Origin of the sequence: Bradyrhizobium sp. SZCCHNRI3043, from assembly GCF_032377735.1 — a bacterium.
Taxonomy (GTDB): Bacteria; Pseudomonadota; Alphaproteobacteria; order Rhizobiales; family Xanthobacteraceae; genus Bradyrhizobium.
The window spans coordinates 274593-299372 of sequence record NZ_JAUHID010000006.1 but is presented as its reverse complement, the minus strand read 5'-3'; the positions used below and the strand labels follow the sequence as shown (position 1 = coordinate 299372).

Here is a 24780-nt window from a genome sequence, read left to right as displayed (position 1 = left end):
TTGCTTCGTCGCCTTCGGCTCCTCGCAATGACGACAGTCAGCAACCCGTATGGTGGGCACGGCGCGCGATAGATCGCGATCTCTCGATTCGATCTCGGCGCGCCTTTGCCCACCCTACAAGGTCGGCGATCTTTCTCAGCGGAAGATGCGCTTGGCGGAGCGCTCGGCGCTCGCCATCGCCGTCTTCACGTCCTCGCGGCCCGTGCAGTAGTTCGCGAACATGTCGACCAGGACGAAGTCGGCGATCGCGGCCGCAGCCGCCTCGCCGAGCTTGCCGAGGCCGGCCGGCGTGGTCGCGGTCGCCGCGACCTCGCGATACGGCGTATTCTTCGGATCGACCGTCCAGATCGGGTTGGCGTCGTAGCCCTTCAGGAAGTGCGACAGATAGCCCTGCGCCGCCTCGATCCACGGATTGAACTGCTCCGGCTCCAGCAGGAAGGCGGTGAACGCCTTGCAGGTCTGCGGGTACTTGGAGAAGTTGAACACCAGGATCGGGAAGCCCAAATGCATCTCGCGGGTCTTGCCGTCGAGGCCGGGCGGCAGATGCGCGTGGTTCATGTCCTCGGCGATCTGCGGCGCCTCCTTCTTGGCGGTGACATAGATCGAGATGCCGTTGACGGTCGCGTAGAGCTGGCCGGCGAGGAACGCCTTGTTGTTGGACGAGTCGTTCCACGACGCGGTGCCCGGCACGAAATTGTCGTACAGGCCCTTGACGTATTCGAGCGCCTTGGCGGTCTCCGGCGAGTTGATGACGACCTTGTTGTCCTTGTCGATCAGATTGCCGCCATGCGCCCACAGCGCCCAGTGCACCCAGCCATTGGCGTCGCCCGAGGCGTGGCCGAGCGCCATGCCGCCCGGCGTGCCGTTCTTGTTCATCGCCTTGAAGAACTCGGACAGGCCGGCGAGATCCTTCGGGAACTGCTTGAAGCCGGCCTTCTCGGCCGCCGAGATGCGGTAGTTGACGAGGCCGCCGGTGGCCGCCACCGGGATGCCGATCCACTTGCCATCGAGCATGCCATAGGCCTTGCCCGAGTCGGTCCAGCCGCCGCACTTCTTGCCGAGGTAGTCGGCGACGTCGGTCATGTCGACGCACTTGTTGGAGAACAGGAAGGGCAGCGTGTAGAGGCCCCACACCATGTCGAGCCCCTGCCCCGTATTGGCCGCGACCGAGGCCTTGGGCTGGACGTCGTCATAGGATTCGTTGGAGACGTTGATGGTGACGTTGTTGGCCTTCTGGAAGGCGTCGACGATCTTCATGAAGGCCACGTCCTCGGCCTCGACGAAGCGCTTCCAGCGCATCATGTTGATCTTGGCGCCGGGCTCCGGCTTGAAGGGCGAGGTCTGCGCCCAGGCCTTGGCGTAGCCGAGCAGGTCCTCGGCCGACATGATCGCGGCAGCCGCCAGCAAGGTCGCGCCACCCTTGAGCAGAGACCGTCGATCGGTGGGGAAATGAGCCATCTGAAGTTTTCTCCCGTTGAGTATATTGCTTGTTTTGCTTGTTGTCAGTTCCGCGCCGTGCGGCTGGTCAAATTCTCCGGCCGCTGTCCTTGTCGAACAGATGCGCCGCCGACGCGCGCGGACGCAAATGGATCTTCGCCCCAGGATTGACCTCGTGGCGATCGCGGAACACCGCGATGATGTCCTGGGTGCCGATGCGGGCGACGATCTGCGTCTCCGAGCCGGTCGGCTCGACCACGACCACTTCGGCCTCGATGCCGTCATCGGCGAGTTCGAGATGCTCGGGCCTAACGCCGTAGACGACGGGGCGGCCGTCGGAGGCAGCCGGCGCGGTGAGGATCGGCAGCCTGGCGCCGTTCTCGGTCTCGACATAGACCGAGCCGTTGGACTTGAGGTGGCCGTTGAGGAAGTTCATCGCCGGCGAGCCGATGAAGCCGGCCACGAACTGGTTGTCCGGCTTGTCGTAGAGATCGAGTGGCGAGCCCATCTGCTCGACGATACCGTCGTGCATGACGACGATCTTGTCGGCCATCGTCATGGCCTCGATCTGGTCGTGGGTGACGTAGACGGTGGTGGTCTTGAGCCGCTGATGCAGCTCCTTGATCTCGGTGCGCATCGCGACGCGCAGCTTGGCATCGAGGTTCGACAACGGCTCGTCGAACAGGAACACCTGCGGATCGCGCACGATGGCGCGGCCCATCGCGACGCGCTGGCGCTGGCCACCGGAGAGCTGGCGCGGATAGCGGTCGAGCAGCGGCGTCAGCGCCAGGATCTCGGCGGCGCGCGCGACGCCCTTCTTGATGTCCTCGGGCCGTGCGCCGCGCAGCTTCAGCGAGAAGCCCATGTTGTCGGCGACCGTCATATGCGGATAGAGCGCGTAGTTCTGGAACACCATCGCGATGTCGCGCTCTTTCGGCTGCACGTTGTTGACGACGCGCTCTCCGATCGAGATGGTTCCGGCGGTGATGTTCTCGAGCCCTGCGAGCATGCGCAGCAGCGTCGACTTGCCGCAGCCGGACGGCCCGACCAGCACGACGAACTCGCCATCCTCGATCGGAATCGTCACGCCGTGCAGCACCTCGAATCCGCCGAATGATTTGCGCACGTCGCGAATTTGCACCGACGACATCAATTTCCTCCTCAAAGACCGACAGCATTGGCTGCTTGCCGGCGGCATTCTGACCGTTGTTCTCGGCCGTTTGATCAGGCCGCTTGTCGTTTTGTAGTCTTGGTCGTGCAGTCTTGTTTTTGGCAGTCTTGTTTTTGGTGGTCTTGTTGTTGGCTCTGGTCGCTCCGACTGGATCTGAAACAAGGACCAGCTCGGCTGACATTGTCCGCAGTTCAGTTCGCTTCCGCAATGCCTCGCTTAGCAACCGCGTGATAGCGCTGTCAATATCGCTTGTGTACCAGACCGCCTATGCTATGAGCGAGGCATGGGACGGAAACGCATCGAGCCGGGCAAAGTCCGGCTGACCGAAGTTGCGGCACTGGCGGGCGTCAGCCCGATCACGGTGTCACGCTTCTTCCGTAATCCCGCCACGGTCTCGGCCGGCCGCCGCACGCGGATCGAGAGTGCCGCCAAGGAGCTCGGCTATGTGCCGAACCTCGCCGCCCGCGCGCTCGCTTCGCAGCGCACCGAAGTGATCGGCGTGCTGATACCGTCCCTCACCAACAACGTGTTCTCCGACGTGCTGCGCGGCATCTATGACGCGTTCGAGGGTAGCCGCTACAGCATCCAGCTCGCCAACACCCGCTACAGCGTGCTGCAAGAGGAACGCCTGTTGCGGCTGTTCCTGATGCAGAAGCCGGCCGGCTTGATCGTGACCGGTCTCGACCAGACGGCGGAGAGCCGGTCGATCATCCAGGCAGCGGACTGTCCCGTCGTGCAGATCATGGAGCTCGGCGCCGACCCGATCGACATGATGATCGGATTTTCGCACGTCGATGCCTGTTTTGCAGCCATTTCACACCTTCTCGCGCAGGGCTGCCGCCGCATCGGCTTCATCGGCGCCCGCATGGACCCAAGGGTGCAGCGCAGGCTGCAGGGCTATCAGAACGCGATGAAGGAGGCCGGCTTGTTCGACCCGCGTCTCATCGTCACGGCGCCTGTTCCGACCTCGACCACAATGGGTGGCAGCCTGTTCTCCGATCTGCTGATGAAGGCGCCGGATCTCGACGCGGTGTTCTGCGCCAATGACGATCTCGCCCTCGGCGTGCTGTTCGAATGCCAGCGCCGGCACATCGCGGTGCCCGAGCAGGTCGCGATCGTCGGCTTCAACGACATGGAATTCATGGCCGCGGCGGTTCCGACGCTCACCAGCGTGCGCACCAATCGCTACGAGATGGGCCGGCGCGCGGCGACGATGATCATGGACGCCGTCGAAGGGCGTCCCGTGGCGGAGCGCGTCGTCGATCTCGGCTTCGAGGTGATCGAACGGCAGAGCTCGACCTTGCAGCGCGCCGCCGCAAGTCCGCAGCCCGCGTCGGGGCGCGCTTCCGGAACAAAATGGTAGCGCAACCAAAGACCATGAACTAGAACCACTCGAACCAACAACGACTTGAACGAAAGACGTAGGCGATCTTCGACAGCGGGCCGACGGCGCGCAGACGACGGACCGGCCTCGCCACGTTTGCACTGCGGGAGAAGACACATGACGAAGTCGAACGGGCATGCCGGCAACGGCGCTGACAAGAGCCGCAAGCTGCGCTCGCAGGCGTGGTTCAACGATCCGCACAATCCGGGCATGACCGCGCTCTATCTCGAGCGCTATCTGAATTACGGCCTGACCCGCGCCGAGCTGCAGTCGGGCAAGCCGATCATCGGCATTGCCCAGACCGGCAACGATCTCTCGCCCTGCAATCGCCATCACATCGAGCTGGCGCACCGCGTCCGCGAGGGCATCCGCGCCGCCGGCGGCATCGCGATGGAATTTCCGACCCATCCGATCCAGGAGACCGGCAAGCGCCCGACGGCCGCGCTCGACCGCAACCTCGCTTATCTCGGCCTGGTCGAAATCCTGTTCGGCTATCCGCTCGACGGCGTGGTGCTGACGACCGGCTGCGACAAGACGACGCCGGCCTGCCTGATGGCCGCGGCGACCGTGAACATCCCCGCCATCGTGCTCTCGGGCGGCCCGATGCTGAACGGCTGGCACGAGGGTCAGCGCACCGGCTCCGGCACCGTGGTGTGGAAGTCGCGCGAGCGGCTCGCCGCCGGCGAGATCGGCTATGAGGAGTTCATGGAGATCGTCGCCTCCTCGGCGCCGTCGGTTGGCCATTGCAACACCATGGGCACGGCATCGACGATGAATGCGCTGGCCGAGGCGCTCGGCATGTCCCTGCCCGGCTGCGCCGCGATCCCAGCGCCCTATCGCGAGCGCGGCCAGATCGCCTACGAGACGGGAACACGCATCGTCGACATGGTGTGGGAGGACCTCAAGCCCTCTGACATTCTCACCCGCAAGGCGTTCGAGAACTGCATCGTCGCCAACTCCGCGATCGGCGGCTCGACCAACGCGCCGATCCACATCAACGCGCTGGCGCGCCATGTCGGCGTCGAGCTCGACATCGACGACTGGCAGACGTTCGGCCATGACGTGCCGCTGCTCGTCAACATGCAGCCGGCCGGCTTCTATCTCGGCGAGGAATTCCATCGCGCCGGCGGCGTGCCGGCCGTGATCGGCGAGTTGATGCGCCACAAGCGCATCCACGAGGACGTCATCACCGTCAACGGCCGCAGCATGGGTGAGAATTGCCGCGAGGCGCCGAAGCCCGACGGCGACGTGATCTGGTCCTACGACAAGCCGCTGGTGAAGGACGCCGGCTTCCTGGTGCTGCGCGGCAACCTGTTCGATTCCGCGATCATGAAGACCAGCGTGATCTCCAAGGAATTCCGCGACCGCTATCTCGTCAACCCGAAGGACCCCAACGCGTTCGAGGGCCGCGCCATCGTGTTCGAGGGTCCGGAGGACTATCACGACCGCATCGACGATGCGTCGCTTGCGATCGACGAGCACTGCGTGCTGTTCATCCGCGGCGCCGGGCCGATCGGCTATCCCGGCGGCGCCGAGGTGGTCAACATGCAGCCGCCGGCGGCGCTGATCAAACGTGGCATCCTGTCCCTGCCCTGCATCGGCGACGGCCGGCAGTCGGGCACCTCGGGGTCGCCTTCGATCCTCAATGCGTCGCCGGAGGCCGCCGCCGATGGCGGGCTCGCAATCCTCAAGACCGGCGACCGCGTGCGCATCGACCTCAACAAGGGCTCGGCCAACATCCTGATCTCGGACGAGGAGCTCGCGAAGCGGCGCGCCGAGCTGAAGGCCAAGGGCGGCTTCCCGCACCCCGCCAACCAGACGCCGTGGCAGGAGCTCTATCGCAACACGGTGGGCCAGCAGTCCACCGGCGCCTGCATGGAGCTTGCCACGCGCTATCACAACATCGCCGGCACCGTCGGTGTGGCGCGGCATAATCACTAATCACAACGCACAAAGCCAACCCCTGTCATTGCGAGGAGCGAAGCGACGAAGCAATCCGGAGTCCTCGTTCGGCCCCTGGATCGCTTCGCTGCGCTCGCGATGACGGAAGACATCAAATCGCATCTCCAGGGAGACCCCATGTCCGACCGTCTCAAGGGCAAGCGCGCCTTCGTCACTGCCGCCGCTGCCGGCATCGGCCGCGCCTGTGCCATTGCCTTCGCGCGTCAAGGCGCCACCGTATTCGCCACCGACATCGATGAGAACGGCCTGAACATGCTGAAGAGCGAAGGCATTGCCGAGGTCGCGACGCTCGACGTGCGCAACACCGCGGCCGTGAACGCGATGGCCGAGCGGGTCGGCAAGGTCGAGATCCTGCTCAACGCCGCCGGCTTCGTGCATAACGGCACCATCCTCGACTGCTCCGACGACGACTGGGATTTCTCGTTCGATCTGAACGTCAAGTCGATGCATCGCACCATCCGCGCCTTCCTGCCGAAGATGCTCGATCAGGGCGGCGGCGCCATCGTCAACATCGCCTCCGCCGCGGGCGTGTTCAAGGCGGCGCCGAACCGCTACGTCTACGGTGCGACCAAGGCGGCCGTGGCGGCGCTGACGCGCTCGGTCGCCGCCGATTTCGTGGGCAAGCGCATCCGCTGCAACTGCATCTGCCCGGGCACGATCGAAACGCCCTCGATGCTGGGACGCGCGGCCTCGGCCGGCCCGAACGGGCTGGAGATGTTCATCTCGCGCCAGCCGATGGGCCGGCTCGGCACGGCGGAGGAGATCGCCCATCTCGCGGTCTATCTCGCCAGCGACGAGAGCGCGTTCACGACCGGCGTCGCGCATACCATCGACGGCGGCTGGACGCTGTAGTTCTGCTCCGTCATTCCGGGGCAGCCCGCAGGGCTGAACCCGGAATCTTGAGATTCCGGGTTCGCGCTGCGCGCGCCCCGGAATGACGACAACAAAGATCGACCGGGGAAACATCATGAACCACATCGACCTTACCAACCGCTGCGCCGTGGTCACCGGCGGCGCGCAGGGCTTCGGCCGCGCCATCACCGAGCGCTTCAAGGCGTCGGGCGCGAAGGTCGCGATCTGGGATCACGACATCGCGCTGGCGGAGAAGACCGCGCAGGCGATCGGTTCGGAGGTGCTGGCGCTGCAGGTCGACGTCACCGACACCAAAGCGGTCGAAGGCGCCCGTGACGCGACGCTGGCCGCGTTGGGCGGCATCGACATCCTGGTCAACAATGCCGGCATCGCCGGCATCAACAAGACGGTGTGGGAGACCGATCTCGAGGAGTGGCGCAAGGTGCTGCGCATCAATCTCGACGGTCCCTTCATCTGCGCCAAGGCGATCGTGCCGGTGATGCTGAAGCAGGGCTATGGCCGCATCGTCAACATCGCCTCGATCGCCGGCAAGGAGGGCAACCCGAACGCTGCGCACTACTCGGCGTCCAAAGCCGGCCTGATCGCGCTGACCAAGTCGCTCGGCAAAGAGCTGGCGCAGCACAACATCACGGTCAACGCGGTGACGCCCGCCGCGGCGAAGACCGCCATCTTCGACCAGATGACGGAAGCGCACATCAATTTCATGCTGTCGAAGATCCCGAAGGGCCGCTTCGTGCTGGTCGAGGAGCTGGCCGCGCTGGTGTCGTGGCTCGCCTCGGAAGAATGCTCGTTCTCGACAGGCGCCGTATTCGACATTTCCGGCGGCCGCGCAACTTATTAGTTTGGTTAGTTTGGTACGTCCCATGTGTAGGGTGGGCAAAGGCGCCGTCGCAGACGGCGACGTGCCCACCATCGGCTTTCGCCCATCAGGACGGTGGGCACAGCGCGCCGGAGATATTGCGAGAACACAGGCATGACTGCCTCGCGCCTTTGCCCACCCTACACGTCTCGCTGACGACACGATTTCTGACCCATGGAGCTTGCCTGATGACCCACCACGGCGGCTGCTTCTGCGGCGCGGTGCGCTTCCAATGCACCGGCGAGCCGATCAACGTGCGCGTCTGCCACTGCCGCAACTGCCAGCGGGCGACGGGCGCGCCGTTCTTCGCCCGCGCGCTGTTCGCGCACGACGCGCTGACGATCACCGGCGAAACCGCGCGCTTCCCCTCCTCCGACGCGCTCGACCGCATGTTCTGCCCGCGCTGCGGCGTCAGGCTGTTCTCATGGCGCAACACGCGCGCGGTGGTCGGCGTGGCCCTGGCCTGCTTCGACGACCGCAACGCCTTTGCCCCGACCGAGCACATCTGGGTCTCTGAAAAGATGGATTGGGTGCAACTCAACGACGGCCTGCCGCAATTTCCGGAGAATCCCGCGTAGCATCGGGGAACCATCGTGCCTATGTAGGGCCGTAACGCGTCCGGAACCCCGATCCTTGAACATCTCCCTCTACGGCATCTCCGTCTGGATCCTGCCGATCATCATCGCCATCACCTTTCATGAGGCCGCTCACGCCTTCGTCGCCTGGCGCTTCGGCGACGACACGGCGTTGCGACTCGGTCGCGTCAGCTTCAACCCGCTCAAGCACATCGATCCGTTCGGCACGATCCTGCTGCCGGGCATGCTGCTGCTGTCCGGCTCGCCGTTCCTGTTCGGCTACGCCAAGCCGGTGCCGGTCGATTTTCGCAATCTGCAGCCGCTGCGGGCCGGCATGGTGATGGTGGCGCTCGCGGGCCCGGCGACCAACATCGCGCTGGCGCTTGCGGCCGCCCTGGCCTTTCACCTCATGCCGTTCGTGCCGGCCGGGGGCGCGCAGTGGGTTGCCCACAACCTGCTGAATGCCTTCTCGTTCAACATCCTGCTCGCCGTGTTCAACATGCTCCCGATACCGCCGCTGGACGGCGGCCGGGTCGCGGTCGGCCTGCTGCCGTCGGTGCTGGCGCGGCCTCTTGCCCGGCTCGAGCCCTATGGCATGCTGATTCTGATCGGATTTTTGATCCTTCTGCCGCTGGCGGGTTCCCAGTTCGGTCTCAATCTTGATCTTGTGTCGGGGCTGCTCCGCGCCACGACCGATTCTCTGAAGCAGCTGCTTCTGTTATTGACGGGTAACGTCTAAATCTACCCGTCAGGGATGGTAACGAACGAGCCCCGAGGCACTCTTGGTCAAAGCCGCCGACATGATGATCGCACGCCGCGCCGACACCCGCGCCCGTGCCGATTTCGCGACCTGGAAGATGATCGCCAAACTGAACGGCGCCTCCGGCCTGCCGCCGGCGGCGCAGGACTTTCTGGCAAGCTACAAGACCCGCCTCGGCGACATGTCGGAGGACGAGGCCACCGAGGCCACCATCCGCGAGATGTACAAGGCCTATTATGCCGAGATGGGCGGTGGCGGCGCCCCGCCCGAAGTCAAGCCGGTCGCCGCCGAGCCGGTGACCGACAACGTCACCGCCTTCCGCAAGCTGCCGCCGAAGCCGAAGGCCGCGCAGAGCGGAACGACCGCTCCGCGCAAGCTGCCGGTCGCGCTGATCTTCGCCGCGCTCTGCGCGGTCTATGTCGGAGTCAGGCTGTATTGGCAGTGAGGTCAGCCGAACCCTACCCGCTCATTTCGGCGGGTTGAACTTGACCGGCAGGATGAAGGAGAATTCGTCGTCGGTGAGGCCCGCGGGAGGCTTTGGCACGGGATCCGAACGGCGGACCATGCTGACGGCGGCCTGATCGAACTCCGGATCGCCGGACGTTTCCCTGACGTCCACCGAGACGACACGGCCGAGCCGGTTGAGCACGAGCGCCAGCTTGAGCTGGGCCGCAACCTTCTTTCCGGATGGATACTTCTTGTGCAGTTCGAAATAGGCGCTGATCTTGCGGCCCCAATTGGCCGTCAGCCTTTGCACGTCCTTGCCGATGCCGGCATTCGGCGCTTTGGTCTTCTCGGCTTCAGGAACCTTCTCGTCCAGGGCCTTGCGCGCCGTGTCCTCGGAGGCTTCCTGCGCCTCTGATGCCTGTGTCTGGACCGTCGCGACCTTCTGCTCCTCGGTCGGCTTCTTCACGTCGGAGGTCGTGACCTCGCGGTCGGCCTCCTCGGTCGTGGTCGGGACGTCCTTCTGGAGATCAGTCTGCTCGACCTCGGCCTTCTGCTCCTGCATCTGCGGAGCGGCGGTCTGCGCCACCGAGTCCTGTCCGACCGGAACCTCGTCGTTCTCGACCTTCGGCGAGCCCATGTCGATGTCGATGACCTCAGCGCCTGCCGCGCCGAGGCCGCCGGCGTCCTCGTCGTCCTTCAGATGCGTCAGCGCCAGTGCGGCGCCGCCGACATGCAGCATCAGCGCGCCCATGATGGCCAGAAACCACAGACGGCGCGAGGGGGAGTGCCCGATGTCGAGGTCGCTCATCACAAGTCGGCGCTCCTCACGGCTGCGCGGGCTGGGCCGGCGGCGCTGGCGCAGGTCCCTGGGCGGCCGCGGCTGGCGGCGCTTCCAGGGCCACAAGCTTGATCTTGGTGTAGCCGCCGGCGCGCAGCAGCTCCAGGACTCCCATCAGCTCGCCATAGGGCACCAGCTTGTCAGCGCGCAGGAAGATCGGCCGGTCCTTGGGCTGATCGGTCATGGCGTCGAGCTCGCGCACCAGGTCGACGCGTTTGACCAGGTTCTCCCCGATCGCCAGCGACAGGTCCGGCTTGATCGAGACATAGGTCGGCTTGTCCGGCTTCTTCTGCGGCGTGGCGCTGGAGGACGGCAGGTCGATCGGCAGGTCGACGGTCGACAGCGGCGCCGCCACCATGAAGATGATCAAGAGCACCAGGATGACGTCGATGAACGGCGTCACGTTGATGTCGTGGGTCTCGTCGAAATCGTCGTCGAGATCGCCTTCGGAGAGCGAAACGGCCATCGCCTGCTACTCCGCCGCGCGCACGTGAATGCCGACCTGGCTGCGGTCGAGATCACGCGACAGCAGGCGGCCGGCGGCGCCCGATGCGCGGTTGACGAGCTCGAGATAGCCCTTCGTCACGCGCGAGAAGTGGTTGTAGATGATGACGGCCGGGATCGCCGCGGCAAGCCCGATCGCGGTCGCCAGCAGCGCCTCGGCGATGCCCGGCGCGACCACCGCGAGGTTGGTGGTCTGCGATTTGGAAATGCCGATGAAGCTGTTCATGATGCCCCAGACGGTGCCGAACAGCCCGACGAAGGGCGAGATTGCGCCGACCGTGGCGAGCAGGCCCATGCCGACGCGCACGCGCCGGGCCTCGGCACGCACGATCTCGGTGAAGCTCGAGGCCGCGCGCTCCTTGATGCCCTCATCGCTGTTCAGCCCTGCCGACAGCCGGGCCTCCGATATCGCCTCCTGCAGCAGTACCGCCGCAACGTTTCTTCCATGGCCGAGCGCGAGCTGCGCTTCCGCCAGCGACTTGGCGCCGGTGAGCTTGCGCAGCGCGCCGACGAGCCGCCGGCGCAGCACGGAAAACTCGATGCTCTTGGCAATTAGGATCGCCCAGCTCGCGACCGAAGCTAGCGCCAGCGCGATCATGACCGCTTTGACGACCATGTCGGCCTTGAGGAACATGCCGAGTGGCGACAGCTCGTCGAGTCCGGTGGCAACCGACTTGCCGCTTCGGGTGCCGCTCTCTGCGCCGGCCGGCGCAGCGGCCGTCGGCGCGGCCTGGACCGATGCCGGTGGTGCCATCGTGTGTGCCGTGCCCGGCGCCGGCGCGGACGGATCGGTCGAGACCGCCGGGGCGGACCTGGCCGGCTCCTGCTGCGCATATGCAGGTAGCCCCGCAGCAACAGACAGACATGACAGGACGATTGCAAACCTAACGAGGAACGATGTCATCATATCTCGGCCCATTAGACCTCGGCCCATTGCCGGATCAGATTGTGATAGATGCCGGTCAGCTTGACAGCATCGGGATCGTCCCTCCCGAGGCGTTCCGCCAAGCTCTGGATCGCCGTGTCCAGATCGAAGATCATGCTCCGGACGTGGGCATCCCGTATCATGCTCTGCATCCAGAAAAAAGAGGCGACCCGGGCGCCGCGCGTGACCGGCGTGACCATGTGAAGGCTCGATGACGGATACAGCACCGCGTGCCCCGCGGGCAACTTGACTTCGTGCGAGCCGTAGGTGTCCTCGATCACAAGCTCGCCACCATCATATTCGTCGGGCTCGGCGAGGAACAACGTCATCGACAGGTCGGTGCGGATGCGCAAGCCGGTGAGCGGATCGCCGCGCACGGCATTGTCGACATGGATGCCGAAATGGTCGCCGCGCGAGGCAGTGTAGCGGTTGAACAAGGGCGGAAAGATCTGCAGCGGGATCGCCGCCGACAGGAAGCGCGGATGCTTCGTCAACGCCTGGATGACGCGCTGGCCGAGCACCCGCGCCGCCTCGCCATCCGGTGGCAATTGCTCGTTGCGCTTGACCATGGCCGACTGCGCCCCGGCCGTCGAGCGGCCGTCCTCCCACTCCGCCGCATCCATGATGCGGCGGAACTCGGCCACCTCGTCCTTCGACAGAACGTCGGGGATGCAGATCAGCATGATCAGAACTTCGCAGTGGTGACGATGTAGAAGGCGCGCCCCGGGGCCACGGCGACGAACGGCACCGCGCTCCGATACAGTGTGTCGTAATAGAGCTTGTTGGTCAGGTTCTGGGCATAAAGCTTCATGGTCCAGTGCGCATCAAGCTTCTTCTCGACGAACGCGTCGAAGCGCCAGTAGCTCGGCAGCTCGTTGCCGGTGTTCGCCGCGAAGGTACCGCCATAGACCTTGGAGCGGTAGACCGCCTGGCCGCCGATCTCCCAGCCATTGTCGAGCTTGTACTTCGACAGCATGCTGAACGACTGGTGGGCGATGTTGGCGAGCTGCAGGCCGATGTTGGAAGCGACGCCACTCTGCGTGACCTTCGACTGCATCAGCACCAGGCCGCCGAAGATGCTCCAGCGATCGGTGAGCTTGCCTTCCGCCTCGATGTCGATGCCCTGGATGCGGTAGGCCGCGCCCGAGGTGAGCAGGCCGCCGACGGTCTCGCGGGCATTGTCCTTGGTGGTCTGGAACAGCGCGGCTGAGACCAGCAGATGGCGGTCGACCAGCTCCCATTTGGTGCCGAGCTCGGCGGCCTTGTTGCGCTCCGGCCCGAGCAGCACGGCGGTGTTGGCGGGCACGCCGCCATAGTCGGTGCCGGTGGCGTCGAGCTCGGAGCCGAACGGATTGGCCGAGGTCGCATAGGCCGCGTAGATGCTGCCGATCGGCATCGGCTTGTAGACCAGGCCGACATTGTAGTTGACCAGGTCGGCGTTCATCTTGAGGTATTTCGGCGAGTTCGTCGACGAGCTCATGGTGTAGCCGTCATAGCGCACCCCACCGTTCAGGATGACCGTGTCCTGCCAGTTGGCCGTGTCCATGACGTAGACGCTGTTGGTGTTGACGCCGTAGCGCGTCGGGTTGCCCACCAGCGACGGCGTATTGCTGAATGGGATGTAGGTGTACTGCGGCGAGTACACGTTGACGCCGGTGACCGCGCCCGAGCTGGTCGAGCCGCCGCCGAACAGTTCGGACGAGAGGCCGGTGTAGCGATCGATCGAGATGTTCTCGTTCGAGAACTCGGTACCAAGCACCGCCGTGTGCTTGATGCCCCCGGTATCGAGCTTGAACGTCGCATCGTTCTGGTTGGCCCAGACGTCCACCGTCTGATAGCGGCTCTGCGCGCTCGCCGTGGTGGTCCAGAGCAGCGGATTGGGGCTGGTCGTGTTCGGATTTTGCGGCAAGGTGCCGATATAGTTGAGCAGCGAGTGCTCGCCGCGGAACTTGCTGCTGAGGGTGATCGCCTCGTTGACCTTGTACTCGGCCGCGGCAGTGCCGAAATCCTGCCGCGCCGTCTGGAAGTCGCGATTGAGGAAGCCATACCAGGTGCCGCGCGGAATGCCCGCGGAGGTCACGGGGACGTTGCCTTGCTTGTAGTAGGGTACACCGAAATCCGGATAACCCGACAGATCGGTATGGACATAGTTCGTCGTGATCTTGAGATCGTCGATCGGCGTCCACTTGGTCGAGAGGAAGGCGCCCCAGCGGTCATCGGTGACGTAGTTGCGCCCCGCGACGTTGGAGTCCTGGAACAGACCGCCGGTGCGCACCGAGAAGGTTGGCGAGATCACCTGGTTCACGTCGAGCGTGACGCGCTTCTGCTGGTCGGTGCCGAACTCGGTATCCATCCGCTTGAAGTTCGTATCGCCAGCCTGCTTGGTGACGATGTTGATGGCGCCGCCGGCGGTGCCGCGCCCGGCATACGAAGAAGCCGGGCCGCGCAGGATCTCGATCTGCTCGGTGAAGAAGTTCTCGCGGATCGACACCGCGGGATCGCGGATGCCGTCGATGAACACGTCGTTGCGGGCGTCGAAGCCGCGGATGAAGAAGCGGTCACCGAACGCATTGCCGCCTTCGCCCGATCCGAGCGTGACGCCGGCGGTCGAGCGACCGATCTCCTTGAGCGCCGTGATGTGCTTGTCCTGCAGCACCTCCTTGCTCATCACCGTGATGGTCTTGGGCGTATTCAGGAGCGGCTCAGGAAACTTGCCCGACGCCTGCACGCGGTTGACCTTGTAGGGCTCGGCTGCGTCCGCGTAAGGGTTGGCGTCCGGCGCAGACAGCCCGCCCGCGTTCGGGAACGCCACCGCGGCCTGCTGCGCCGCCTGTTGACGGGCCGCCGCGCGGCGCAGGGCATTGCGCGCGCGGACCTGCTCGGCGGTCGGCTTGGAGGACGTCGGCTTGGCGCGCGCGATCGGCGCGTCGACGTTGACCGGGGGCAGGTCGGAAGCCGGCTGCGCCTCGGCCGAGGACATCGATGCCACCGCCATCAGCCCGGCCACCGCCGACACCTTGGTGACGGAGGGCCCCTCTCCTCGTCCGTCATTGACCTTCATCGCTGCGACCCCACGCAGCGAACGCGGTGCTCTCACCTGTCCCATTTTATCTTCACGCGCCCCAGATTTTTTCATTCCACATCGCGAACGCGGATCATTTGCGTTGCAACGATGTGTCGTTGGTATCGGGCGCGTTTCAGGGGGTCAATTTGAGGAGCCCTAATTTGGCCTTGAATAGTTCCAGATCAAAACAATTCTAAAACGCTCAACTAACAACATGCGGAACTTGAAATCGTTCTAAACAGCGCGAATTGACTCGCGCTGCCGTCGAATCGCTGCGCTTGTCAGTTCGACGAGCCAGCCGGCTCGTCGCTGCTCGGCGGCTTCATCAGCGAGAACAGCTCGTCCACGGTCTGCACCGCGATCTGGCGCACGCGATCGGAATCATCGACCCCCGCGATCCGCACGCCCTTGACGACGGCCCTGATCTCATCGCGAAAATCGGTCAGGAAGCGCAAGGGATCGCGCTGCTCGTTGGCGACGCGCGCGATCAGGCCGGTGACCAGGATCTGGCACGCGAGCATCTTTCCATTCAGTTCTTCCATCGTGAGCTCCCCATTCGCTATCGTCGCACGGCGCATCGTCGGGCGACGCAGCCTCGCTCCGGTTGAATCCTGCCCTGCCCGACGGCACCATGACGGCGGCCGGACTCATCGGCTTCTAATCAGCACCCATCGGGCGCGACAAGACGGCGAGAATAGGTCGGAGTGCCGCTTTCGCACGAGAGACCCGCGCGGTCGGCGACAGATCCGGCGCGGCGCGCTGGCCGACGATGGCGACAGAGGAATGCCGCAGACCGCCCTGCTCTCGCGCAGGCCGCACGGCGGCAATGGCAAGCTTCTGCGCCACTTTTCGCACTCAAGATGTTTTAGTAGAACGACGCAACTCAAGATGGGATCAAGACGGTCCGCGCTGCGGCTCGGCTATTTGAGCGCGACCTCGGCTTTCGGATCGGATAGCGTCTTGATCCGATCCTTCAGGTCCCTGAGCGTGGACAGGCTGGTCGCGACGGCCTCGTCCGGAATGTCGTGCAGAACCTCGCCGGCAATCGCATCGCGCAGCTCGTCGAGATCATCGACGAGCTTTCGTCCCGCGGCGGTGAGATGGAGACGGTTCGCGCGGCGATCCCTCGGATCGTGCCGGCGCTCCAGCAGCCCCTGCTCGACCAGCCTGTCGAGCAGACGCACCAGCGAAATGGGCTGCAGTTCCAGCACTTCTGCGAGATCGACCTGTGACATCCCCTCATGCGCGCGCAGCCGAAACAGCACCACCCATTGTGCGCGGGTCGTGCCGCGCTGTTTGGCACGATGATCAATATAGTTGCGCAGGATGCGCGAGCTTTCGACAAGCTGCGCAACGAGCTGACGTCTCATATCCAGCGACATGGCTGTGAACTCCCTTGCGATCCCTCGAAGCTTGCCGATTGTTTAGGTTTGTCCACGCGCTCGTGTGTTTACACATTAATTGCGTGCGTACTATATCTGGCGTGCTGGGAATGGTTTTAAAGACCGGTTATCCTGTTCGTCTCAGCATGTGGGCCAGCATGAAGACATCGCGAACCATAGGTTGGATCCTGCTGCTGGCGGCTCTCGGCGGCGCCGGCTATTACGGCTGGCAGCGCTATCAGGGCGCTGAGGCAGCGAAGAAGACGGCTGCGCAGAAATCGGCCGGGCCGCAGGCCGTTCGAGTCTCGACCGTGCTGGTCCAGAAGACGGACTTCCCGGTCTTCCTCACCGGCCTGGGGACCGTGCAAGGCTTCAATACGGTCCAGGTCCGCACCCGCGTCGACGGCCAGATCGACAAGATCGCCTTCACCGAAGGCCAGCTCGTGAACGAGGGCGACCTGCTGGTCGAGATCGACCCGAGGCCGTTCCAGGCGGCGCTCGATCAGGCCAAGGCCAAGCGGGCGCAGGACGAGGCCAATCTCAACAACGCCAATCTCGACCTGCAGCGCACCACCAAGCTCGGCGAGTTCGCGACCCGGCAGCAGCAGGACACGCAGCGCGCCACCGTCGCGCAGCTCACCGCTCAGATCGCAGCCGACGACGCCGCGATCGCCAATGCCCAGACCCAGCTCAGCTACACGCAGGTCAAGGCGCCGATCTCCGGCGTCGCCGGCCTGCGCCAGGTCGACATCGGCAACATCGTCAATGCCTCGACCCAGACCGGCATCGTTTCGATCGCGCAGATCGAGCCGATTGCGGTGATCTTCACCGCGCCGGAGGAGCAGTTGCCCTATATCAACGAGGCGCAGAAGGTTGCTGCCCTGAAGGTGATTGCGCTCACCACCGACGGCAAGAAACAGCTCGCCGAAGGCAAGCTGATGGTCGTGAACAACCAGGTCGACACGTCGAGTGGAACGATCCGGCTGAAGGCGGTGTTCGACAACAAGGACCACGTGCTGTGGCCTGGACAGTCGGTGTCGACGCGGCTCCTGGTGCGGACGCTGAAGGACGCCACGGTGGTTCCCGACGACGCCGTCCAGCATTCGACCAACGGGCTCTATTCCTACACGGTGAGCCCGGACAACAAGGCCGAGCTGCGCAAGGTGAAGGTCGGCGTTTCGATCGATGGCCGTACCGTGGTCGAAGAGGGGCTGACCCCCGGCCAGCAGGTGATTACGGGCGGTCAATTCAAAGTGCAGCCAGGCTCGGTCGTGACCACCGCGGTGGCCAGCTCGGAGCCGGCGCCAGCTAAGGTCCGGCAGGAATGAACGGCGGCGGCATCTCGGCACCCTTCATCAAATACCCCATCGGCACCTCGCTGCTGATGGCGGGCATCCTGTTCATCGGCCTCGTCGCCTACCCCCTGCTGCCGGTCGCGCCGCTGCCGCAGGTCGACTTCCCGACGATCCAGGTGACGGCCAACCTGCCGGGCGGCAGCCCCGAGACCATGGCAACCTCGGTCGCCCAGCCGCTGGAACGGCAGTTCGCCCAGATCCCGGGCATCGCCCAGATGACCTCGACCAGCTACCTGGGCACCGCATCGGTCACGATCCAGTTCGACCTCAATCGCAGCATCGACGGCGCCGCCAACGACGTCCAAGGCGCAATCAATGCCGCCTCCGGCCAGCTGCCGAAGAATCTGCCGTCGCCGCCGACCTACCGCAAGGTCAACCCGGCGGACTCGCCGATCCTGCTGCTGTCGGCGACCTCCGAGACGCTGCCGCTGACCACCGTCAGCGACGCGGTCGACGCCGGTCTCGCCCAGCAGATCAGCCAGATCTCGGGCGTCGCCCAGGTGATCATCGGCGGCCAGCAGAAACCATCCATCCGCATCCAGATCGACCCGGCCAAGCTCGTCGCCAAGGGGCTGTCGATGGAGGATGTGCGCAGCCAGATCGCGATCACCACGGTCGACGCGCCCAAGGGCAACATCGACGGCGAGCGGCGGGCCTATACGATCTACGCCAACGACCAGCTCACCGAGTCGAAGGACTGGAACGACGTCATCATCGCCTACCGCAATGGCGGCCCGCTGCGCATCCGCGACATCGGCAAGGCTGTGACCGGAGCCGAGGACGCCAAGCAGGCGGCTTGGGCCAATGGCAAGCGCGGCGTGTTCCTGGTGATCTTCAAGCAGCCCGGCGCCAACGTCATCGAGACCGTTGACCGCATCAAGGGGCTGTTGCCGCGGCTGGTCGCGGCGATCCCACCGGCGATCAAGATCGATCTCATCTCCGACCGCACCACCACCATCCGCGCCGCCGTTGAGGACGTTCAGTTCACGCTGATCCTGACCATCTTCCTGGTGGTGATGGTCATCTTCATCTTCCTGCGCAGCTTCTGGGCGACGGTGATCCCGACCATCACAGTGCCGCTGGCGTTGCTCGGCGCCTGCGCGATGATGTGGGGGGTTGGCTACACGCTCGACAACCTGTCGCTGATGGCACTGACGATCGCGGTGGGCTTCGTGGTCGACGACGCCATCGTCATGCTCGAGAACATCTCGCGTTATGTCGAGGAAGGCGAATCGCCGATGGCCGCCGCCTACAAGGGCGCCAAGGAGATCGGCTTCACCATCGTGTCGATCTCGATCTCGCTGGTCGCGGTGCTGATCCCGCTGCTGCTGATGGGCGGCATCATCGGCCGGCTGTTCCGCGAATTCGCGGTCACCCTGGCGATGACCATCTTCGTCTCGATGATCGTGTCGCTGACGCTGACGCCGATGATGGCCTCGCGCTTCCTGCGCAACGAGCACGCCGCGCAGCACGGCAAGTTCTATCAATGGAGCGAGGCCGCGTTCGACGCGATGCTGCGCGCCTATGAGAAGGGGCTCGATCTGGCGCTGCGCTGGCGCTTCGCCACCTTGATGGTGTTCTTCGCCACGCTCGGATTGTCGGTCTATCTGTTCATCCTGATCCCGAAGGGCTTCTTCCCGCAGCAGGACGTCGGCCTGATCACCGCGACCTCGGAGGCCTCCCAGGACATCTCGTTCAAGGCGATGCAGTCGCGCCAGGAGGCGCTCGCCAACATCGTAATGGCCGATCACGACGTCGCCAGCGTGGCCATGGCAATCGGCGGCTCCGGCCGCGCCGGCAACAACGGCAACATGTTCATCACGCTGAAGCCGCGCGAGGAGCGCAACGCGACGGCGCAGCAGATCATCACCCGCCTGCGGCCGCAGCTCGAGAAGGTCGAGGGTGCGCGGCTCTACATGCAGGCAGCGCAGGACATCCGGCTCGGCGGCCGCCCGTCCCGCACCCAGTTCGAGTTCACCTTGCAGGATCCCAACGTCGCAGAGCTGAACGAATGGGCGCCGAAGATCCTTGAGAAGATGCGCTCGCTGCCGCAGCTGCGCGACGTCGCCACCGACCAGCAGGCCGACGGCACCACCGTGCAGCTCACGATCAACCGCGACACCGCCTCGCGGTACGGCATCTCGCCGCAGCTGATCGATGACACGCTGTATGACGCGTTCGGCCAGCGCCAGGTCGCGCAGTACTTCACCCAGCTCAACTCCTACCGCGTGATCCTGGAGATCCTGCCTGAGCTGCAGGGCAACATCGACACGCTCAACAAGCTCTACGTGAAATCGCCGACCACCGGCGACCAGGTGCCGCTCTCGACCTTCGCCAGTTGGACCAACGTGCCGGTGCGGCCGCTGTCGATCAGCCACCAGGGCCAGTTCCCGTCGATCACGATCAGCTTCAACCTCGCCCAGGGCGTCGCGCTCGGCCAGGCCACCGATGCGGTGCAGCGCGCGATGGTCGAGCTCGGCGCGCCGGCAACCTTGAACTCGAGCTTTCAGGGCACTGCGCAGGCGTTCCAGCAGTCGCTGTCGACCGTGCCGCTCTTGATCCTCGCCGCCCTCGTCGTGGTCTATCTGATCCTCGGCATCCTCTACGAGAGCTACATCCACCCGATCACGATTCTCTCGACGCTGCCCTCGGCCGGCGTCGGCGCGCTCGCGATCCTGATGGCGTTCGGCTACGATTTCAGCCTGATTGCGCTGATCGGGGTCATTCTGCTGATCGGCATCGTGAAGAAGAACGGCATCATGATGGTCGACTTCGCCATCGCCGCCGAACGCGACCAGCATCTGCCGCCGGAGCAGTCGATCCGCCAGGCCGCCCTGCTGCGCTTCCGTCCGATCATGATGACGACCATGGCCGCGCTGCTCGGCGGTGTGCCGCTGATGCTCGGCAACGGCACCGGCTCGGAGATCCGCCAGCCGCTCGGCTATGCGATGGTCGGCGGCCTCATCGTCAGCCAGATGCTGACGCTGTTCACGACGCCGGTGGTCTATCTCTATCTCGACAAGGTCAACAACGCCTTCGCGCGCTGGGGCCGCACGCATATCGACCACGAGCCCGAGACCGCAGCGGCAGGTCCGGTCAAGGAAGCGGCGGAATAATCCGCCGCTTCTTGTCGCCTACTGCCGCGCCATCTCCGCGTTGGACACGCCCTCGCCGTCCAGGCTTTGCTCGTCCTGCATCGTCACGGTCACGTGCGAGAGCCGTCCGGTGAACGAGATCGCGGAACGGCTCGGCGCCTGCCTGGTCCCGCTGCTGGGCGCCGGCCCGGACGGGCTGCGAAAGCCGCAGGCCGCGAGAGGCGGGCGCTAGGCCCCTGCCGGCCCGTGGCGCGGCGGCGGCCAGAGCACGTTGGAAATCCGTCATCCAGCGGCTTGCCAAAGCCTGAGACATGCGGGTAGAAGGACCCGTCGTCGCCGCCCTGCTTTGCCGGCCGGCGCGCAGAACGGTGCCAGACAGTCCGGCAATTGCTTGAAACTGCAGGGCATTCCGTTGGGGAATGGTGTAACGGTAGCCTTTCAGATTTCGGGCTAAGCCGTTGAAATCTTTAACCCGGTTTTGCAACTCCTCTTCATTTTGATCCGCCCATTTCCAGGCACTTCTGAGTCGTTTGCAAAACTCGCGTGCCGCCCGCAACCCAGCAGGGCGGCAAACCTTGAAGAGGCCAAGGCGGCATTCCGTGCGGCATGGGATGCGGGGCCGAAACGAGCTGGGAACAGACCTTCTACGATCCGATCGAGCTGTCTGATGGCCGGATGCTCCGCTCACTGCGCGACGCGGGCCACGTCATCCAAGAGCTGCCGAAAAGGACGCAGAACCGGCCGGAATGGCCGGCTGCGGTCGGGGCGCTGCTGCTGGTGGTCGAATGCAATGGCGATCCGATGTTGACGCGCATCGGCATCATGCGGGCCTTGAATACTGCCGAGCCAATGGAGCCGGCGGTGCCGCGCCGCAAGCGAGCCCTCAAAAGCGGCGCGAATGGAGACACGCCGATATTGACGGGAGCGGACTCAGGGGCGAGCGCTGTGCCCTAATGCTTTGATAGCGTCACGACGAAGATGAGTGCCAAAAGGCACACGATGAACCACGCCGCCCGTTTCAACGAGCCCAGCGTCTGAAATATCCGGGGGTCCACCCCCGCCGGAACTTGCGTCCCTACGACGACCCGCTCCGGTCCGAAATCGGGCATCTCCCCGTCAGCCTCGGGCTCCGCCTCCCGTTTGCGACACTCGAGCCGTCGATTGATGTGCAGCTCAGCCTTTCCGACGTGACCAAGCTGTGGCGGTTCAACCTTGTGGCTGGACGACAAAGCGATCTTCTGCTCGCCGCCTCCAGTCAGGACCTTCACATTGGATGTCGAGATCGAAGGGCTCCACTCTGAATAGAAGCCGGACACCCATCGAACACTGAAGATCACTTCGTCCACCAGGCCATGAGCGATCTTGGCCCCATAGCGAGCGAACGTATCGGGCTTCACATAAAGGTAGAAGACGATGCAATCGTCCATAGTCTCGGGCCTGAAGTCGATCTCGGTCGTGTAGGATACCGAGCCCCACGCGGTGCACTTCTCCTCCTCGGCGGGGTCTGCGATTGGATAGATGTTCAGCTCGAAGCTCTTGATGGCGCGGTCAGTACCGAACATCGAGAACGTCGTCTCGCGAGAGAAATCCCCGTCGTCCGACGGGTGACCCGGACGAAGTCGTATGCGAATGTGCTGACGCTGCGCAACCTCGGGGGGCGCCGTCGTGGCTTCGTCCCTCTGGGACTCGATTTCGATGCTATCAAGAAGCGCAAACGAGGTTCCCGTGAAGTTCAAAGTATATACCCACGGAATATGATCGTGGCCGATCTGCTTACCCTGAGCGTCGAACTCCTGGATCGCCCAGAGGTAGAGGTTCTTGTACTCTGGCTCGGTCTGGAGCCGGAGCCCATGCTCCAGGTGAAAATCCACTGGTTGTCCCCCATGTCCGAGGCAGGTTGTCAGCACCATTGATTACCGACAACTCCTCCGCCGCGTCGCTCATCGCGACGCCGTCGTCAATCGTCCGAAGGTTCTAGCCCGTCGCTCAGGGGGCCGCCACGGGGGCACGACCTGCCATTTCAGGCGCGCGCCGCCGTCGTCCGGTTCACGGCACCGACTCGGGTGGCCGCGCGCGCTTAACTCCGTCTACCCCTACAAGCGCAGCCATCTGGTCGCGCTGCGCACCACGAAGATCTCGGCCGCCAATCCGCCGTCGACTTGGTGGCCGGGAGAGCGGTAACATCGGTGCCTGATCCTCTGCTTCGATCGGTCGAGCTATCCCCAGCAGCCTGCCGTGGTACAGTACGGCTCCCTTCCCAGCGGTACCATCCTGAGGTCGCTGGCCTCGCGCCCGTGACGCCGCAGTGCGCCTCGCAATCATGCCCCGCCTCGCTCGGCAAGACGGTGCACGCCGTCGAGCGACAGGCGCCGCAGCAGATGGAGCGACTGCAGCCGCCCGAACGTCTGGCGCCATGGGGGAGAAGCCGGCATTGAGGCATCCTCAGCCTCAGCGTCATTACGAACCGACTATAGGTGGTCGTCTCGGCGAGAGACGGCGGGCCTAGCAACGGGTTGCTGCGGCTGCTCGACGGCACCTGCAACGGCGCCGCCCTGTCCAAACTGGCGCCGCCCTCGGGCTTCATGAGAATTAATCCAGGACGCGACCGACTGACTAATTTCGAATACCCTTTTCGCGTGCCAACGCCGGGATCTCCATCTACGATCCGCTACGCTTTCCACGTCAAAGTTCGGAACCCATTCCATTGAGCGCGGCCGGATCAGCCATCGAAACGCCCGACAGGGATCGTGCTTATCGCGAGATCGGCAGGTTCGTGTTCGAGTTCTCGCAGCTGGAATACACGCTTCGATACCACGTCGCCGAGCTTTGCAGGATACCCGACGAGAACTTCGAGATAGCGACCTCCGGACTCGATTTCGCGAAGCTCTGCAGCGCGCTCCTTGCGCTCGCCGATCGGAGAGCTGGCCGCAAAGACCACGCCCTCAAGGAACCAATCGCGCGTTGCCATGAGATTAACACCATCCGTCTGAGGGTCGTGCACGGGCTATGGGTGATCGGCGTCGGCAACAATCGGGTGATCCACACCTCGCGGCATTCGATGAAGAGCGACGTCTTCTTCGAGAAGCCGGGCGTGCTGGAGGGGGAGGCCGACCGTTGCTCGCAATTGAGATGGGACGTCGACCAAGCGGTCCACCGGATTTTCTGTTCGCTTTTCGAGGGGTAGCCGTATGGATCAACATCAGTTGATAGTGGCGGGGCGATCGTGCTCGGCGTCGAATGGCCGCCCCGCTCGATCGCGAGCTTGAGGCCGGCGACGGGCTCACGACGTTCCACGCTGTTGATGAACTGCATCCTCAAGAAGCATCTTGATCGGGCCTAACCCTTGGCACTTGATGAGTGGCGGCGTCTCCAGCACTTCGCGCGACGCAATGCCAATTAATCTATGGTGCACAGCTTCGAACACCCCATCGTCCCGTTTGCGAACGTGGACGCGCCAAAGACCTCCACCGCTTGTGCCACCAAAGCTAGAAGGCAGATCGGCAAGATTTTCCTCGAAGCAGGCCAACGTGACACCATGGTCGTTGGCCTCGCGCAGATTACCGGGCGTTAGCACGCCACGAAGCCTAGTAGTTGCTGTGCTACCACGGCGCGTTGTCTCGCCCGTGAACTCCTGGACGAGTCCGAAGACGGCATCTACGACTATTAACGAGCGATCGTCGGGCCACGCCTTTGCAAAGTTTTTCTCCGCATCGAGAAACACACCGTCCTTCTCGACATTCCCAACAAGATGCGGTGGCAAACAGAGAAACGCGAGATCGCCGGTCTCCGAGGTCCACGGTTCTTCGCCGAACTCATATGACACAACCTCGGACAGATCGAGAGTACCGAACTGTTCGTTCGCTTCGCGCCAAAATCGAACGAGGCCGATCGGCTGCTTTTGCTTGCTCAGAAGGTCGACGACATGAGCACACGTCAAGATGCCTTTTAGCGGACCATACTTGATCAACACCCCACTGCCTTTCACCGGCGTTTCGTCGCCCGCTCTCCCGAAACCAACCGTGAAGAGCTTCACCTTGTCGAGCGTTGCATCCGCAATCTCACTGTGCATCTAGAACCTCGCGAGCCGATCCGCGTCACCTCAGACCTTTCGGCCTACGCACGGGTAGATGCTTGCCCGGCGGAGCGCCT

The 24780-nt window shown here is 64.2% G+C and carries 22 protein-coding genes; 11 read left to right on the top strand and 11 right to left on the bottom strand.

Going from position 1 to position 24780, the window contains the following annotated elements:
- Positions 1–135: 135 nt before the first annotated feature.
- Positions 136–1458, bottom strand: coding sequence for an ABC transporter substrate-binding protein (locus QX124_RS16000; RefSeq protein ID WP_315797670.1), 1323 nt, complete (start codon positions 1456–1458; stop codon positions 136–138).
- A gap of 67 nt (positions 1459–1525) precedes the next feature.
- Positions 1526–2587 (bottom strand): sn-glycerol-3-phosphate ABC transporter ATP-binding protein UgpC, encoded by a 1062-nt coding sequence (locus QX124_RS15995; protein WP_315739705.1) that lies wholly within the window; start codon positions 2585–2587, stop codon positions 1526–1528.
- A gap of 304 nt (positions 2588–2891) precedes the next feature.
- Here QX124_RS15995 and QX124_RS15990 point away from each other — a divergent pair, with 304 nt between their 5' ends.
- From QX124_RS15990 to QX124_RS15960, 7 genes are all read left to right on the top strand, one after another.
- Positions 2892–3971 carry a LacI family DNA-binding transcriptional regulator gene (locus tag QX124_RS15990; protein ID WP_315739704.1) on the top strand — a complete coding sequence of 360 codons (1080 nt, stop codon included), beginning with the start codon at positions 2892–2894 and terminating at the stop codon, positions 3969–3971.
- Positions 3972–4109: 138 nt separating this feature from the next.
- On the top strand, positions 4110–5933 hold the full coding sequence (locus QX124_RS15985; protein WP_315739703.1) for an IlvD/Edd family dehydratase: 1824 nt from the start codon (positions 4110–4112) through the stop codon (positions 5931–5933).
- A gap of 138 nt (positions 5934–6071) precedes the next feature.
- Positions 6072–6806, top strand: a complete 735-nt coding sequence (locus tag QX124_RS15980) for an SDR family oxidoreductase (protein ID WP_315739702.1) — start codon at positions 6072–6074, stop codon at positions 6804–6806.
- Positions 6807–6921: 115 nt separating this feature from the next.
- On the top strand, positions 6922–7668 hold the full coding sequence (locus tag QX124_RS15975; protein WP_315739701.1) for an SDR family NAD(P)-dependent oxidoreductase: 747 nt from the start codon (positions 6922–6924) through the stop codon (positions 7666–7668).
- A gap of 206 nt (positions 7669–7874) precedes the next feature.
- A complete protein-coding gene (locus tag QX124_RS15970; protein WP_315739700.1) occupies positions 7875–8264 on the top strand; it encodes a GFA family protein in 390 nt (129 codons plus the stop codon).
- A 55-nt stretch (positions 8265–8319) separates the two neighbouring features.
- Entirely contained in the window at positions 8320–9000 is a 681-nt protein-coding gene (locus tag QX124_RS15965) for a site-2 protease family protein (protein WP_315739699.1), read from the top strand.
- A gap of 61 nt (positions 9001–9061) precedes the next feature.
- On the top strand, positions 9062–9466 hold the full coding sequence (locus QX124_RS15960) for a hypothetical protein (protein ID WP_315739726.1): 405 nt from the start codon (positions 9062–9064) through the stop codon (positions 9464–9466).
- Between the two features lie 21 nt (positions 9467–9487).
- Here the strand turns inward: QX124_RS15960 and QX124_RS15955 are convergent, their stop codons facing one another.
- The 7 genes from QX124_RS15955 to QX124_RS15925 form a co-directional block, all read right to left on the bottom strand.
- Entirely contained in the window at positions 9488–10276 is a 789-nt protein-coding gene (locus tag QX124_RS15955; RefSeq protein ID WP_315739698.1) for a TonB family protein, read from the bottom strand.
- Positions 10277–10292: 16 nt separating this feature from the next.
- Positions 10293–10772, bottom strand: a complete 480-nt coding sequence (gene exbD, locus QX124_RS15950) for a TonB system transport protein ExbD (RefSeq protein WP_315739697.1) — start codon at positions 10770–10772, stop codon at positions 10293–10295.
- Positions 10773–10778: 6 nt separating this feature from the next.
- A complete protein-coding gene (gene exbB / locus QX124_RS15945; protein ID WP_315797669.1) occupies positions 10779–11717 on the bottom strand; it encodes a tonB-system energizer ExbB in 939 nt (312 codons plus the stop codon).
- An 11-nt stretch (positions 11718–11728) separates the two neighbouring features.
- Positions 11729–12418, bottom strand: a complete 690-nt coding sequence (locus QX124_RS15940) for a Fe2+-dependent dioxygenase (RefSeq protein ID WP_315797668.1) — start codon at positions 12416–12418, stop codon at positions 11729–11731.
- Positions 12419–12420: 2 nt separating this feature from the next.
- Positions 12421–14841 (bottom strand): TonB-dependent receptor, encoded by a 2421-nt coding sequence (locus QX124_RS15935; RefSeq protein ID WP_315776875.1) that lies wholly within the window; start codon positions 14839–14841, stop codon positions 12421–12423.
- 239 nt (positions 14842–15080) lie between these two features.
- Positions 15081–15341 (bottom strand): hypothetical protein, encoded by a 261-nt coding sequence (locus QX124_RS15930; RefSeq protein WP_315739693.1) that lies wholly within the window; start codon positions 15339–15341, stop codon positions 15081–15083.
- 378 nt (positions 15342–15719) lie between these two features.
- Entirely contained in the window at positions 15720–16181 is a 462-nt protein-coding gene (locus QX124_RS15925; RefSeq protein WP_315739692.1) for a MarR family transcriptional regulator, read from the bottom strand.
- 158 nt (positions 16182–16339) lie between these two features.
- Here QX124_RS15925 and QX124_RS15920 point away from each other — a divergent pair, with 158 nt between their 5' ends.
- The 3 genes from QX124_RS15920 to QX124_RS15910 all read left to right on the top strand — a co-directional run bounded on the left by QX124_RS15920 (position 16340) and on the right by QX124_RS15910 (position 21585).
- A complete protein-coding gene (locus QX124_RS15920) occupies positions 16340–17509 on the top strand; it encodes an efflux RND transporter periplasmic adaptor subunit (protein ID WP_315739691.1) in 1170 nt (389 codons plus the stop codon).
- Positions 17506–20652: a multidrug efflux RND transporter permease subunit gene (locus QX124_RS15915; protein WP_315781059.1), complete on the top strand. Its 3147-nt coding sequence runs from the start codon at positions 17506–17508 to the stop codon at positions 20650–20652. Before QX124_RS15920 ends, QX124_RS15915 begins: the two co-directional genes overlap by 4 nt.
- A gap of 585 nt (positions 20653–21237) precedes the next feature.
- Positions 21238–21585 carry a hypothetical protein gene (locus QX124_RS15910; protein WP_315797667.1) on the top strand — a complete coding sequence of 116 codons (348 nt, stop codon included), beginning with the start codon at positions 21238–21240 and terminating at the stop codon, positions 21583–21585.
- Here QX124_RS15910 and QX124_RS15905 read toward each other — a convergent pair.
- Positions 21582–22502, bottom strand: coding sequence for a hypothetical protein (locus QX124_RS15905; protein ID WP_315797666.1), 921 nt, complete (start codon positions 22500–22502; stop codon positions 21582–21584). The two genes, QX124_RS15910 and QX124_RS15905, sit on opposite strands and share 4 nt — an antisense overlap.
- 833 nt (positions 22503–23335) lie before the next feature.
- Here QX124_RS15905 and QX124_RS15900 point away from each other — a divergent pair.
- The gene (locus QX124_RS15900) at positions 23336–23815 is read left to right on the top strand and encodes a hypothetical protein (RefSeq protein WP_315797665.1); all 480 of its coding nucleotides are present in this window, start codon (positions 23336–23338) and stop codon (positions 23813–23815) included.
- A 96-nt stretch (positions 23816–23911) separates the two neighbouring features.
- Here QX124_RS15900 and QX124_RS15895 read toward each other — a convergent pair whose 3' ends face one another.
- Positions 23912–24700 (bottom strand): hypothetical protein, encoded by a 789-nt coding sequence (locus QX124_RS15895; protein WP_315797664.1) that lies wholly within the window; start codon positions 24698–24700, stop codon positions 23912–23914.
- Positions 24701–24780: the final 80 nt, after the last annotated feature.

Bases quoted from the DNA above. Each gene is read 5' to 3' on its own strand.
- QX124_RS15895 (WP_315797664.1), bottom strand. From the start codon at position 24,700: ATGCACAGTGAGATTGCGGATGCAACGCTCGACAAGGTGAAGCTCTTC.
- QX124_RS15960 (WP_315739726.1), top strand. From the start codon at position 9,062: ATGATGATCGCACGCCGCGCCGACACCCGCGCCCGTGCCGATTTCGCG.
- QX124_RS15995 (WP_315739705.1), bottom strand. From the start codon at position 2,587: ATGTCGTCGGTGCAAATTCGCGACGTGCGCAAATCATTCGGCGGATTC.
- exbB (WP_315797669.1), bottom strand. From the start codon at position 11,717: ATGATGACATCGTTCCTCGTTAGGTTTGCAATCGTCCTGTCATGTCTG.
- QX124_RS15990 (WP_315739704.1), top strand. From the start codon at position 2,892: ATGGGACGGAAACGCATCGAGCCGGGCAAAGTCCGGCTGACCGAAGTT.
- QX124_RS15985 (WP_315739703.1), top strand. From the start codon at position 4,110: ATGACGAAGTCGAACGGGCATGCCGGCAACGGCGCTGACAAGAGCCGC.
- QX124_RS15920 (WP_315739691.1), top strand. From the start codon at position 16,340: ATGAAGACATCGCGAACCATAGGTTGGATCCTGCTGCTGGCGGCTCTC.
- QX124_RS15910 (WP_315797667.1), top strand. From the start codon at position 21,238: ATGGGATGCGGGGCCGAAACGAGCTGGGAACAGACCTTCTACGATCCG.
- QX124_RS15970 (WP_315739700.1), top strand. From the start codon at position 7,875: ATGACCCACCACGGCGGCTGCTTCTGCGGCGCGGTGCGCTTCCAATGC.
- QX124_RS15940 (WP_315797668.1), bottom strand. From the start codon at position 12,418: ATGCTGATCTGCATCCCCGACGTTCTGTCGAAGGACGAGGTGGCCGAG.
- QX124_RS15930 (WP_315739693.1), bottom strand. From the start codon at position 15,341: ATGGAAGAACTGAATGGAAAGATGCTCGCGTGCCAGATCCTGGTCACC.
- QX124_RS15925 (WP_315739692.1), bottom strand. From the start codon at position 16,181: ATGTCGCTGGATATGAGACGTCAGCTCGTTGCGCAGCTTGTCGAAAGC.
- QX124_RS15915 (WP_315781059.1), top strand. From the start codon at position 17,506: ATGAACGGCGGCGGCATCTCGGCACCCTTCATCAAATACCCCATCGGC.
- QX124_RS15955 (WP_315739698.1), bottom strand. From the start codon at position 10,276: ATGAGCGACCTCGACATCGGGCACTCCCCCTCGCGCCGTCTGTGGTTT.
- exbD (WP_315739697.1), bottom strand. From the start codon at position 10,772: ATGGCCGTTTCGCTCTCCGAAGGCGATCTCGACGACGATTTCGACGAG.
- QX124_RS16000 (WP_315797670.1), bottom strand. From the start codon at position 1,458: ATGGCTCATTTCCCCACCGATCGACGGTCTCTGCTCAAGGGTGGCGCG.
- QX124_RS15980 (WP_315739702.1), top strand. From the start codon at position 6,072: ATGTCCGACCGTCTCAAGGGCAAGCGCGCCTTCGTCACTGCCGCCGCT.
- QX124_RS15935 (WP_315776875.1), bottom strand. From the start codon at position 14,841: ATGGGACAGGTGAGAGCACCGCGTTCGCTGCGTGGGGTCGCAGCGATG.
- QX124_RS15975 (WP_315739701.1), top strand. From the start codon at position 6,922: ATGAACCACATCGACCTTACCAACCGCTGCGCCGTGGTCACCGGCGGC.